12 protein-coding genes and 1 pseudogene are annotated in these 12451 nt (G+C 65.4%); 3 read left to right on the top strand and 10 right to left on the bottom strand.

Annotated features, from left to right (window positions below):
• Positions 1 to 49: 49 nt before the first annotated feature.
• The 3 genes and pseudogenes from RSPPHO_RS05695 to RSPPHO_RS05685 form a co-directional block, all read right to left on the bottom strand.
• Positions 50 to 688 (bottom strand): annotated as a pseudogene (locus RSPPHO_RS05695) (IS256 family transposase); the annotation flags it as partial.
• Positions 689 to 1248: 560 nt separating this feature from the next.
• A complete protein-coding gene (yddG, locus tag RSPPHO_RS05690) occupies positions 1249 to 2139 on the bottom strand; it encodes an aromatic amino acid exporter YddG (RefSeq protein ID WP_041794516.1) in 891 nt (296 codons plus the stop codon).
• A 16-nt stretch (positions 2140 to 2155) separates the two neighbouring features.
• Positions 2156 to 2446 carry a 4a-hydroxytetrahydrobiopterin dehydratase gene (locus RSPPHO_RS05685; RefSeq protein ID WP_041794514.1) on the bottom strand — a complete coding sequence of 97 codons (291 nt, stop codon included), beginning with the start codon at positions 2444 to 2446 and terminating at the stop codon, positions 2156 to 2158.
• 123 nt (positions 2447 to 2569) lie between these two features.
• Between RSPPHO_RS05685 and RSPPHO_RS05680 the strand changes: the two genes are divergently transcribed.
• Entirely contained in the window at positions 2570 to 2974 is a 405-nt protein-coding gene (locus RSPPHO_RS05680; protein WP_014414311.1) for a metallopeptidase family protein, read from the top strand.
• A 92-nt stretch (positions 2975 to 3066) separates the two neighbouring features.
• Here RSPPHO_RS05680 and RSPPHO_RS05675 read toward each other — a convergent pair whose 3' ends face one another.
• Genes RSPPHO_RS05675 through RSPPHO_RS05645 form a run of 7 tightly spaced genes read right to left on the bottom strand, consistent with a single transcriptional unit; the run spans position 3067 to position 9284 of the window.
• Positions 3067 to 3408 (bottom strand): HesB/IscA family protein, encoded by a 342-nt coding sequence (locus RSPPHO_RS05675; RefSeq protein ID WP_014414310.1) that lies wholly within the window; start codon positions 3406 to 3408, stop codon positions 3067 to 3069.
• Between the two features lie 32 nt (positions 3409 to 3440).
• Positions 3441 to 3839 carry a DUF59 domain-containing protein gene (locus RSPPHO_RS05670; protein WP_014414309.1) on the bottom strand — a complete coding sequence of 133 codons (399 nt, stop codon included), beginning with the start codon at positions 3837 to 3839 and terminating at the stop codon, positions 3441 to 3443.
• A 25-nt stretch (positions 3840 to 3864) separates the two neighbouring features.
• Entirely contained in the window at positions 3865 to 5124 is a 1260-nt protein-coding gene (locus RSPPHO_RS05665; RefSeq protein WP_041794512.1) for an aminotransferase class V-fold PLP-dependent enzyme, read from the bottom strand.
• On the bottom strand, positions 5121 to 6401 hold the full coding sequence (gene sufD, locus RSPPHO_RS05660; RefSeq protein ID WP_014414307.1) for a Fe-S cluster assembly protein SufD: 1281 nt from the start codon (positions 6399 to 6401) through the stop codon (positions 5121 to 5123). The genes RSPPHO_RS05665 and sufD overlap by 4 nt, the downstream gene beginning before the upstream one ends.
• Before the next feature lie 59 nt (positions 6402 to 6460).
• Entirely contained in the window at positions 6461 to 7216 is a 756-nt protein-coding gene (gene sufC, locus RSPPHO_RS05655; protein ID WP_041794504.1) for a Fe-S cluster assembly ATPase SufC, read from the bottom strand.
• A 57-nt stretch (positions 7217 to 7273) separates the two neighbouring features.
• Positions 7274 to 8728, bottom strand: a complete 1455-nt coding sequence (gene sufB / locus RSPPHO_RS05650; RefSeq protein WP_041794501.1) for a Fe-S cluster assembly protein SufB — start codon at positions 8726 to 8728, stop codon at positions 7274 to 7276.
• 43 nt (positions 8729 to 8771) lie between these two features.
• Positions 8772 to 9284 carry an RrF2 family transcriptional regulator gene (locus tag RSPPHO_RS05645; protein WP_041794498.1) on the bottom strand — a complete coding sequence of 171 codons (513 nt, stop codon included), beginning with the start codon at positions 9282 to 9284 and terminating at the stop codon, positions 8772 to 8774.
• 277 nt (positions 9285 to 9561) lie between these two features.
• Here RSPPHO_RS05645 and RSPPHO_RS05635 point away from each other — a divergent pair, with 277 nt between their 5' ends.
• Complete coding sequence (locus RSPPHO_RS05635) at positions 9562 to 10050, top strand: DUF2934 domain-containing protein (protein ID WP_051013711.1); 489 nt, start codon at positions 9562 to 9564, stop codon at positions 10048 to 10050.
• A gap of 132 nt (positions 10051 to 10182) precedes the next feature.
• Positions 10183 to 12429: a 1,4-alpha-glucan branching protein GlgB gene (gene glgB, locus RSPPHO_RS05630; protein WP_014414302.1), complete on the top strand. Its 2247-nt coding sequence runs from the start codon at positions 10183 to 10185 to the stop codon at positions 12427 to 12429.
• Positions 12430 to 12451: the final 22 nt, after the last annotated feature.

The raw sequence follows: 12451 nt of genomic DNA, 5'->3' as shown, positions 1-12451 counted from the left end.
CACGGAATTCAGACCGAAATAGCCCCCAGTCTCAGCTCGGGCGCCCCGTTTTCCTATCCAAACCGTCCAAAAACTCGGTTCTTCGAGGTGTCCGGCCGATATCCATGCCCAAGACTTCGCGCCGCCCATCGGCATTGACGGCAATGGCGATGGTCACGGCAACAGAGATGGTTCGATCGTCCTGGCGGACTTTCACGTATGTGGCGTCGATCCAGAGATACGGCCACTCTCCCTCGATGGGTCGGGTCAGGAAAGCCTTCACGCGGTCGTCGATATCGGCGCACAGGCGGCTGACTTGGCTTTTGGACACCCCCGACATCCCCATGGCCTGCACCAGATCATCGACCGAACGGGTGGAAATACCCTGGATGTAGGCCTCCTGGATCACGGCGGTCAGAGCCTTCTCAGCCATACGCCGGGGCTCCAGGAACCCAGGGAAATAGCTTCCCTTGCGTAACTTGGGAATGCGCAACTCCACGGTTCCGGCCCGGGTTTCCCAATCGCGATCCCGGTACCCGTTGCGCTGCGCCAGCCGGTCCGGCGAGCGCTCCCCCAGAGCCGCCCCGGTACGGGCCTGCACCTCCAACTCCATCAGACGGTGCGCGGCAAAGCCGATCATGTCCCGCAGAACATCGGCATCGGCCCCCTTTTCCAGCATCGTGCGCAGTGCCATCATCTCGTCGGTCATCGTGGTCACCCTCGGTTAGGGTTTTGTTGTGGTGACCAAACGTTACCGAAGATCCACGATGACCGCCCCTGCCAGGATAGCCCCTTCGGACGGCTACGCCGCCCTACGGGGCTATCCTGGCAGCGCTCCTACACCACTCCTCGGGACACGATCTATATGGCCGTGATAATAGAAGATGTTGCGTTTCGAGATATTTTCTACCATTTGGAATCAACGTGGGGAGTATTGACGGGGCGGCCGATTGATTAAGGGTTATCAACAGAAAATTGAAAAATATCTACTTAAATATTTTTAGTCGTTTTTTGTTGGGGCAACGAACTCAACCTTCTTCCGTTCTCTGATGTCGGATCAGGGGGAGGGCAATGGTATCGCCGCGCGTGAGGAGAAGTAGAGTTTGAAGAGACTGATAATGAAAAGTATTTTTAAAAGTGTATTATACGTATTTAAATCTCTATTCTAGCAGCATAAAGGAAAAAGGGGGTCCGGGGCATCGCCCCGGGCGGGGTCGGGCGGCAGCCCGAGGGACCTGGGCGTCCCAGGGCTGCCGTTATCAAAAAGAGCTACGCCCTCCGCCGAATCAGCAGGTCGCGACTGGCCACGAGGGCGCCGCCGACGATGAGGAGGCAGGCGGCGACGACGACGGGGGAGAAGTGGCCTTGGCCGAAGGCGAGGAGCAAGGTGGTGGAGATTAGGGGGGCGGTGTAGCTGAGGGCGCCGAGAACCTGGATGTCGCCGTGCTTAACGCCGTGATCCCAAACAAAAAACGCCGCGCCGACCGGACCGAGACCAAGACCGAGCACGGCCAAGCCCTCGCTAACGCTGGCGGGCCAGACGGTGGTTTCAAACAGCAGGTGGCAGACGGCAGCCAGAACGGCGGTGGCGCCGCAGAACCAGCCGACGGCATCGGTGGGCACGGTGCCGAAGCGCCGCGAGAGGACCGAGTAGGCGGCCCACAGAACGGCGCAGGTCAGGGCCGAGAGGTGGCCTGGCAGGTTGGCGGGGTCGAAGGCGATGGTGCCGCCGCGCGTGACCAGCAAGACGGTGCCGGCCAAGCCCAACAGCGCTCCACCAATGTGAAACCAGCGCAGGCGTTCGCCCGGCAGTAAGGCGGCGAACAGCACGATCAGCAGCGGCCATAGGTAGGAAATCAGCGAGGCTTCGACGGCCGGCGCGAGGCGCAGGGCCATGAAATAGAAGAAGTGAAAGCCGAACAGGCCGGCGAGGCCAAGGGCCCAGGCGGCTTTGGGCTGGCGCAAGTGGCTCAGAGCCGGGGCGCCGGTCACGATCCATTTGCCGGCCATCAGGACAAACGCCACGCTGAACGCCATGGCGGTGAGCTGGAAGGGCGGAATGGTGCCGGTCCAGGTGGTCAGCAGCGCCAGGGTGCCCCACATCATGATGGCGGTGGCGCCGATCAAGGTGGCGCGGGAGCGGTGGGCGGCGCTGTTCATGCGGCGCCCTCCGCGATCAGCCGGCCAGTCGATCGATGGCCTGGGCCAAGGTGATGTCCTTGTGGGTGAGCCCCCCGGCATCGTGGGTGGACAGCGTAAGATGGACGGTGTTGTAAATATTGGTCCATTCGGGATGGTGTTCCTGTTTTTCGGCGATCAGGGCCACGCGGGCCATAAAGCCGAATGCTTCGTTGAAATCCTTGAACGTGAGGGTGCGGGTCAGGGCATCGCGCCCCGGCACCAAAGACCACGCGGGCAGGGTGGCGAGGGCGGTAGTCCGGGTCGGATCGTCGAGGGGAGCGGTCATGGACGGATCTTTCTTGCGGCAAAGGCGCCAAGGCCTGAGGATAGCTCTCCTCAAGGTGGATCCGTCTAGCCTGTCGTCAAGGGAGGCTGGKGGGTCCGCGTTCCCCGTGCCGAGAAGCGATCCATGAGCGACCTGCCGCCTTTCACCCATCCGCCCTCCCTGGCCGATCTTGATCTGATGGCCCGGGCCGCCCTTGATACCTTACCCGAGGTGCTGCGCGCCCAGTGCACCGATCTCGTCGTGCGCGTTGAGGAGTTTCCCGACGAGGAGGTGCAGGTGTCCATGGGCCTGGAGAGCCCGTTTGACCTCTTGGGTCTGTACCATGGGGTGTCGATTGACCGGAAGAGCCTGGGCGATGTGCCGGGCGGGCCTGACATGGTCTTTTTGTATCGCTCGCCGGTGCTCGATTACTGGATCGAGACGGGGGAAGACCTGAACCGCTTGGTTCGTCACGTTTTGATTCATGAAATCGGCCATCACTTCGGCTTTTCCGACGAAGAGATGGCCGACCTGGAAACGCAAGCCTAAAAAAACCGAGGGGTCTGGGGAGGCCGCGCCTCCCCAGCCTTGAAAAAGAGAAGGCCGGGGAGGCGCGGCCTCCCCAGACCCCTCGATTTCTTTTAGACCGCGAAGCTTTCGCCGCAGCCGCAGCGGGCTTTTTCGTTGGGGTTCTTGAAGACAAACGACGCCTGAAGCGCGTCTTCCTGATAATCCATCTCGCTACCGATCAGGTACAGGACCGCCCCGGGCTCGATGAAGACGGTGGCGCCGTCTTGGCTCACCACCTCTTCCAGCGGGCGCGGGCCGTCCTCGGCGTAGTCCACCCGGTAGGACAGGCCCGAGCACCCCTTTTGGGCCACGCCAACGCGCAGGCCCCGCACCGGCTGATCGGCCCGGGCCATCAGGGCCTTGACGCGCGTGACGGCGGCCGGGGTCAGGTGAAGGGACGGCGGAAGAGCCATGGGACCTCTCCTTCTCTCAGAAGTATTGCGGGTCAGAACATGTCCAGGGCAACCCTGGCCACCTCACTCATACGTTCCGGCGTCCACGGCGGATCCCAGGCCAAGGTGATGATCACCTCGCCGACCCCTGGTATGGCGGCCACCCGTTGGGCCATTTCTGGCGGCAAGGTGCCGGCGACCGGGCAGGCCGGGGCGGTCAGGGTCATCAGGATCTTGCACGTGCCGTCGGCTTCCACGCTCACGTCGTAAATCAGGCCCAGGTCATAGATGTTGACCGGGATTTCCGGGTCATAGATCTCGCGCAGAACGTCGATCACCGCATCGACCGTGGCGGCGGGCGTGCCCGGTTCCAACGGCGTGCCGCAGCGGGCAACCTCGCCCTCCTCGGGCGGGTCCATGGGCGAGGCGGACAGGGCATAGGGAGGCATCATTGGGGGGCACTCGCTCTTTCGGGTCTCAGGCGAAAAACGAACGCACGAGGTCCAGGCCCCGGACCAGGGCGTCGATGTCGGAACGTTGGTTGTAAAGCCCCAGGGAGGCGCGGGCCGTCGCCGACACCCCCAGGCGCTCCATCAGCGGCTGGGCACAGTGATGACCAACCCGCAGACACACCCCCTGGCGGTCCAGCAGGGCTGCCATGTCGTGGGGATGGATGCCGTCCAGGGTAAACGACAGCACCGCCACCTTGCCCGGTGCGGTGCCATACAGGCGCAGGCCCGGCACCGCACAGAGTTGCTGGGTGGCGTAGGACAGCAGGTCGGCTTCGTGGCGGGCGATGGCCGGGAGGCCCAGGCTCGACACATAGTCGATGGCCGCCGCCAGCCCGACCGCCTGGACAATCGGCGGCGTGCCGGCTTCAAACTTGGCCGGAGGGTCGGCCCACTCGGAGCGCTCGAACGTCACCGAGCGGATCATATCGCCGCCGCCGCGCCAAGGCGGCATGCGCTCCAACAGCTCGTGCTTGGCGTACAGCACCCCGAGGCCGGTCGGGCCGTAGAGCTTGTGTGCCGAGAACACGTAAAAGTCCACGTCCAGCGCCTGGACATCGACGGGGCCGTGGACCACGCCCTGGCAGCCATCGAGCAGCACCCGCGCCCCCACGGCGTGGGCTTGGCGGATGATATCGGCGGCGGGCGTCACCGTGCCCAAGACGTTCGAGGTCTGGGTGATCGCCACCAGCCCGACCTCGGGCGTCAGCAGGCGGGCGAAGGCGTCGCGGTCCAAGGCGCCGTCGTCGGTGATCGGGCAAACCTTGAGGGCGATGCCTTTTTCGTCGCGCAGCATCTGCCAGGGCACGATGTTGGAGTGGTGCTCCATGGCGCTGATCAGCACCGCCTGCCCCGGCTGCAACACGCCCCGGCCATAGCTCTGGGCCACCAGATTGAGGGCGTCAGTTGCCCCCATGGTGAAGACGATCTCCTCGCCCCGCGCCGCGTTCAAGAAACGCCGCACGGTCTCGCGCGACGCCTCGTAGGCCGTGGTCGCCTGTTCCGAGAGCCAGTAGGTGCCGCGATGGACGTTGGCGTACTCGGTTTCCATCATCCGCGTCATGGCGTCGATCACCGCGCGCGGCTTTTGCGCCGAGGCGCCGCTGTCGAGGTAGATCACCGGCTTGTCGCCGTGCACCCGGAGTTGGAACACCGGGAAATCGGCCCGGACCGCTTCCACGTCGTAGCCGTCATCGGCCCGTGGGGGGGGGCTGGAAAGAGCCGTCATCGGGAATCGCTCCATACCGCCTGGGCCCGGCTGCGCTGCCAGTCGCGCACCCGCTCGACCAGGGCCTCTTGCAGCCGCTCGTCCGTCACCGTGCCGATGGCGTCGTCCAGGAAGGCTTCCACCAGCAAGGCCCGGGCCGTTGCGGCGTCCAGGCCCCGGCTTTGCAGGTAAAACAACTGGTCCAGATCCATCTCGCCCGCCGTGGCGCCGTGGCCGCACACCACATCGTCGGCGTAGATCTGCAATTCGGGCTTGATGTCCACCTCGGCCCCCGGGGCCAGCAGCAAGGCCCGGTGCAACTGCCGGCCATCCGAGCCCTGGGCGTCGCGCCGCACCAGGATCTTGCCCTGGAACACCGCCCGGCCCGTTTCATCGAGCACGCCCTTGAACAACTGCGACGAGGTGGCGTGGGGCACCGCGTGATCGACAAACACCGTGTTATCCACATGCTGGCCGGCCCGCACGGCATAGGCCCCGTTCACCAGGGCTTGGGCGCCTTCGCCCTCCAGCCGCACCCGGGTTTCGTTGCGCACCAAGCGGCCGCCCAGGGTCAGGGAGAAGGTTTCGTAGCGCGCGCCGGCGGCCACGCTGGCCAAGGTGGCGCCGACCGTTACCCCATCGGCCGCGCCGCAGATCAGTCGGGCGTGCGAAAGCTGGGCGCCTTCCTCCAAGATCACGTCCGACACCAGATTGGTGAAGGTGGCGGCGCCCGGCAGGCAGACAAAGCTCGACGCAATCACCGCCCGGGCGTTCTTGCCCAGCACCATGACCGCCCGCGGATGGGTGGCCGAGGGGCCGTCGCCGGGAACGGTGAGGTGGACCAGATGCACGGGGGTCTCGACCGTTACCCCCTCGGCCACCGACAAGAACAAGCCGTCGTCGAGCAGCGCCAGATTGAGGGCGGCCAGCGGCAAGCTCTCCAGGGTTTCTTGGGTCTGCGCACGCTCCAGGAGCGGACGCACGGCCTCGGGATCGGTGCGCAACTGGGCTTGAAGGCTGCCCGCCGCCACCCCCGCCGGCAGCGGATCCGACAAGGCGGGCGCGAAGCGGCCGTTGATAAAGACCACACGAGGCGCCGTCAGCGGCAGCAGCCGGGCATCGGGCAGGTCGGAGCGGGTCAGGGTCGGCACCGGGGGGGCCGGGCCGAACACCTCGCGGCCCAGGCAGGCCAGATTGGTGTACTTCCACGCCTCGACCCGGGGCGTGGGGATCCCCTGGCGGCGGTAGGCCTCCAGCGCGTGTCGGCGCAGGCCGGCCAGCCAGCCCGAGCCCTCCACGCGGGCCGCCGGGGTAGTTCAGAAAGGGCAGGGACTCCGAGGCCGGGGCACTCATCGGATCAGGCCGCGCTTGAGACGAAGTCGGCATAGCCCTTCTCCTCCAGTTCCAGCGCCAGCTCCTTGCCACCCGAGCGCACGATGCGGCCATCGGCCAGGACGTGGACGAAATCGGGCTCGATGTAGTCGAGCAGCCGCTGATAATGGGTGATGCAGACCACGGCCCGCTCGGGTGAGCGCAAGGCGTTCACCCCCTCGGCGGCGATGCGTAGGGCGTCGATATCAAGGCCGCTGTCCATTTCGTCGAGGATCAGCAAGTCCGGTTCCAGCATGGCCATCTGCAACACCTCGGCCCGCTTCTTTTCGCCGCCCGAGAAGCCGACGTTGACCGGCCGCTTGAGCATGGCGTCCGGGATGCCCAGCGCCTTGGTGGCGGCCTTCAGCTTGGCCAGGAAGGCGCCGGCGTCCAGGTCGTCGAGGCCCTGTGCCTTGCGCTTGGCATTCAGCGCCGTGCGCAAGAAGGTGGTGAAGCCCACCCCGGGGATCTCGACCGGGTACTGGAAGCACAGGAAGATCCCGGCCCGGGCCCGCTCCTCGGGGGCGGCGGTCGTCAGGTCCTGGCCCTTGAACAGCACGCTGCCGCCGGTGATCTCGTAGCCCGGGCGGCCGGTGATCACGTTAGATAGGGTGCTCTTGCCCGCGCCATTCGGGCCCATGATGGCGTGGACTTCCCCCGCGCGCACGGTGAGGGACAGGCCCTTGAGGATCGCTTTGTCCTCGACGCGGGCCGACAGGTCGGTAATTTCCAGAAGCGCCATCACTCTCCTCCGTCTTGCCGGTGTCTCCCCCCGGCATGGGGTTGTCCTCAAGGCCAGTCAGCCCACCGAGCCTTCTAGGCTGATTCCCACCAGTTTTTGCGCTTCGACGGCAAATTCCATCGGCAGGGTTTGCAGCACTTCCTTGCAAAAACCGTTCACGATCAGGGCCACCGCCTCTTCTTGCGACAGACCCCGTTGCAGGCAGTAGAACAACTGGTCGTCGCTGATCCGGCTGGTGGTGGCCTCGTGTTCCACCTGGGCGGTCGGCGAACGGCTTTCGATGTAGGGAATGGTGTGGGCGCCGCAGCGATCGCCAATCAGCAAGCTGTCGCACTGGGTAAAGTTGCGCGCCCCTTCCGCCTTGGGCAGCACGCGCACCAAGCCCCGGTAGGTCTGGTCCGAGCGGCCGGCGGCGATGCCCTTCGAGACGATGCGCGAGCGGGTGTTGCGGCCGATATGGATCATCTTGGTGCCGGTGTCGGCCTGCTGGGCGTTGTTGGTGATGGCCACCGAGTAGAACTCGCCCGACGAGTTGTCGCCTTGCAAGATGCAGCTCGGGTACTTCCAGGTGATGGCCGAGCCGGTCTCGACCTGGGTCCAAGAAATCGACGAGTTGACCCCACGACAGGCGCCGCGCTTGGTCACAAAATTATAGATGCCACCCTTGCCCTCGGCGTCGCCGGGGTACCAGTTTTGTACCGTGGAATACTTGATGCGGGCGTTGTCGAACGCCACCAACTCCACCACCGCCGCATGCAACTGGTTTTCGTCGCGTTGCGGCGCCGTGCAGCCCTCGAGATAGGAGACCTCGGCGCCCTCGTCGGCAATGATCAAGGTCCGCTCGAACTGACCGGTCTTACGCTCGTTGATGCGGAAATAGGTGGACAGCTCCATCGGGCAGCGCAGGCCCTTGGGGATGTACACAAACGAGCCATCGGTAAACACGGCGCAGTTCAAGGTGGCGTAGAAATTGTCCGTGTAGGGGACCACCGAGCCGAGATATTTTTGCACCAGTTCGGGATGCTCGCGGATGGCCTCGGAGATGGGGCAAAAGATCACCCCCATGTCGCCCAGCTTTTTCTTGTAGGTGGTCGCCACCGACACCGAGTCAAACACCGCGTCCACCGCCACCACGCCGGCTAGGATCTCCTGTTCCTTTAGGGGAATGCCCAGCTTCTTGTAGGTGTCGAGCAGCTCTGGATCGACCTCGTCCAGGCTGGCCGGCCCCGGCTTGATCTTGGGGGCCGAGTAGTAGTGGCTGTCTTGAAAGTCGATCGGCGGATAGGAAAGCCCGGCCCACGTGGGCTCGGTCAGGGTCAGCCAGTGGCGGTAGGCCTTGAGGCGCCAGTCCAGCATCCACTGCGGCTCCTCCTTGCGGGCCGAAATGAAGCGGATAATGTCCTCGTTGAGGCCCTTGGGGGCGGTCTCCGCCTCAATGTCGGTCACAAAGCCGTATTTATACGTCTCCGTGGCCTCGCGCAGGGTCTCAACGGTTTCCTGTGTGGCTGCCATGCTTCTCTCTCCCGCAACGCGGCTTTCCGGATCATAAAGGGGCTCAGGCGAGATCACCCGCAAGAAGGGCCGCCCGCTGGCGGGTGATCGCGGGGTCGAAGGCCGGCAGGCTGCCTTGGGCCATGTCGGCCAGCGTCACCGTGCGCAGGGCGTTTTCCACCCGGCGATTGACGGTGTCCCAGTGGCCGTGCATCGGGCACAGGCCGCCCAGGCCACACGGCTCGTCCCCTCCGGGCGCCGCCAGATCGCGCGCCCCGCCGAAAGGATCTTCCCCCCGGGCCACGCAGGCCGTCAATGCAATGGGGCCTTCCAGGGCCTGGATCATGTCCGCCACCGTGATGGCCTGCGCCGGGCGCGCCAAGCCATAGCCGCCATTGGCGCCGCGATGGCTCACCACCAACGCGCTACGCACCAGGGCCTTCATCACCTTGGCCACCGTGGGCAGCGGCACGCCGGTATCCACGGCGATTTGCTGGGCGGCGCGGACCTTGTCGCTGCGGGCCATGTCCACCAGCAACACCACGGCGTAATCGGTGAGCTTGTTGATCCGAAACATGGCGGGCTTCCCTGGGGTGCTGGGGTTCAATCGGACCAAATTGGTCCTCTTTGATAAGGGGGCCTCCCCTCCCGGATCAAGGGGGGAATCGCGCCGCGCGGGGGATTGGGCGCACTTTTTTGCACCCAGGCCTCCGGCGGGGGGCAGGGCGGCTCTCTGGGGCTATTCCAAGAAAAATGCCGGGCCCTTGATCGCCATGCTTGCACCTCTGCGCCGGGTGTCGGCATGATGGGTGCACCGCACCAAGCGTCCTGTCAGTCCTCGGGAGCGACCCCCCATGACGGAAGAATTGCAAGAGCGCATTAAGACGCGCGCCTACTATCTCGCCGAAGCCGAGGGGTTCCCCTCGGGACGTGATCACGACTTCTGGGCCCTGGCCGAGGCCCAGGTCCGGGCCGAGCTGGCCGGAACACCCGCCGCCTCCGATGCCGAGCCCCCCGTCGTTGAGGCGCCGGTGGCCGAGGTTTCGGGGAATGAGGGGCCGGTCCTTGACGTTCCGGGTGAGAAACTCCCGGTCGCTGAGGCCCCCGTCGTTGAAGCGCCGGTGGCCCAGGCCTCGGTCGTCGAGCCCGAGGCCCCCCCGGTTTGCGTCCGAGCGCCCGCCGCCGAGCCCCAGGACAACGAGCCCCCCAAGCGCAAGACCCCGCGCAAGAAGGCGCGCGCCGCCGACGCCGAAGCCCCGGCTGTCACCGCCGAGGACAAGCCCGCCAAGCCCAAGACCGCGCGTGGCCGGAAGACCCCCAAGGCCCCGGGCGCCGACGCCTGAGGTCGCTTGCGGGGGGCGCCTGCCTTTTCGTCTTCGCCTCGGGGTGACGAAGCGTTCCCCGTGGAGTATCGTTTCGCGTGAAAGCCGTTTCGGCGTTGCCGAGCGCGCCCCCTTGCCGCGTACTGGAGCATCATGGACCCCAACGCCTTTTCCGAAGCGATGACCGCCCTGGTCGGGGCTCGTCATGGCAATCCGTTCGCGTTTCTCGGCTTGCATGGTGGTCGTGCCACAGGGGGGGGAGGCGGGTACTGTCTGCGGTGTTTCCGGCCCCGCGCCGCCGCGGTCAGCGTCATTGACGCCGCCGATGGCCGGGTCGTCGCTCCCATGCGCCGCCTCCATCCCGAGGGGGTTTTCGGGCTCGACCTGCCCGCCGGTCAGGGTCCCTTCTCCTACCGCCTCAGGGTCGAGGAAGACGGCCACGTCCGTGACATCGACGACCCCTACCGCTTCGGGCCCGTGCTCGGCGATCTCGATCGCTACCTGCTCGGCGAGGGCACCCATCTTGAGATCTATCGCAAGATGGGCGCCCACCCCATGACGGTGGACGGCAGCCCCGGCACCAGTTTCGCCGTGTGGGCGCCCAATGCCACCCGCGTGAGCATCATTGGCGACTTCAACCACTGGGATGGCCGGGTCCATCCCATGCGTCAGCACCCGGGCAGCGGCGTTTGGGATATCTTCATCCCCGGTGTCGGCCCCGGCGCCCTTTACAAGTTCGAGCTCACCGGCCCCGATGGCGGGTTGCTGCCGGCCAAGGCCGACCCCTATGCCTTCCGGGCCGAGCATCCCCCTCTGACCGCTTCCGTCGTCTGCGGCCTCGGCTCCTATACCTGGAGCGACGATGCCTGGATGGCCCGGCGCGCCGAAACCATCGCCCGGACCCACCCCATCAGCATTTATGAGGTCCACCTGGGCTCGTGGCGCCGCGACGACCAGGACCGGCCGCTCGGCTACCGCGCCCTGGCCGACACCCTCATTCCCTATGTCCTCGAGATGGGCTTTACCCACATCGAGCTGCTGCCCGTCAGCGAATTTCCCTTCGATGGCTCCTGGGGCTATCAGCCCATCGGTCTGTTTGCCCCGACCAGCCGCTTCGGCAGCCCGGATGACTTCCGCTACTTCGTGGACCGCTGCCATCAGGCCGGTCTCGGCGTCATTCTCGATTGGGTCGCCGGCCATTTCCCCGAAGATGCCCACGGTCTGGCGTGGTTCGATGGCTCCCATCTCTACGAGCACGCCGACCCGCGCCAAGGCCGGCACATGGATTGGGGCACCCTTATTTTTAACTACGGCCGCAACGAGGTGCGTAACTTCCTCCTGGCCAACGCCTTGTTCTGGCTCGACCAGTTCCATATCGACGGTCTGCGTGTCGATGCCGTGGCCTCCATGCTCTACCTCGACTACTCCCGCGAGGAGGGGCAGTGGGTCCCCAACAAATACGGCGGGCGCGAAAACCTGGAGGCCATCGACTTCCTGCGCCAGATGAACACCTTGGTTTACGAGCGCTTCCCCGGCGCCGTCACCATCGCCGAGGAAAGTACCTCGTGGCCCATGGTCAGTCGGCCCGTCTATTTGGGCGGCCTCGGCTTCGGCTACAAGTGGAACATGGGGTGGATGAACGACACCTTGGGTTATGTTGCCCACGAACCCATTCATCGCCGCTATCACCAAAACGACCTGACCTTCGGCCTCCTCTACGCCTTCTCCGAAAACTTCATTCTGCCCCTGTCCCACGACGAGGTGGTTCACGGCAAGCGCTCCATTCTCGGGCGCATGCCCGGCGATGCGTGGCAACAGTTCGCCACCTTGCGGGCTTATTACGCCTTCATGTGGACCCACCCGGGCAAGAAGCTGCTCTTCATGGGCTCCGAGTTCGGCCAGGGCCGCGAGTGGAACCATGCCACCGGCCTTGATTGGCACCTGCTCAACATCGACTGGCATCAAGGCGTCCACGCCCTGGTTCGCGACCTCAACCATCTCTACCGCGACCTGCCGGCGCTGCACGAACGCGATACCGAGGGCGACGGCTTCGCCTGGGTGGACTGCACCGATGCCGACCAGTCGGTCATCAGCTTCCTGCGCGCCGGTGATCCCCCGGCCGCCACCAAGGGCGATACCATCGACAGCGCCCGCGGTGTCCAGCCCTTGGTTTTGGTGGTCTGTAGCTTCACGCCCGTGGTGCGCCATGGCTATCGCCTGGGGGTGCCCCGGGCCGGCGTGTGGGATGAAGTGCTCAATACCGATAGCGGGTTCTATGGCGGCTCCAATGTGGGCAACGGGTTCGTCGAGACCGAGGCGGTGAGCGCCCATGGCCACGCTCAGTCCCTCGCCCTGACCTTGCCGCCGCTGGCGACCATCGTGCTACGGTTCAAGGGGTAAGGGAAGGCTGGGGAGGCTTGCC

This window comes from Pararhodospirillum photometricum DSM 122 (assembly GCF_000284415.1).
GTDB lineage: Bacteria > Pseudomonadota > Alphaproteobacteria > Rhodospirillales > Rhodospirillaceae > Pararhodospirillum > Pararhodospirillum photometricum.
The sequence above is the reverse complement of the archived record's forward strand: the minus strand, read 5'-3'. Positions and strand labels throughout refer to the sequence as shown.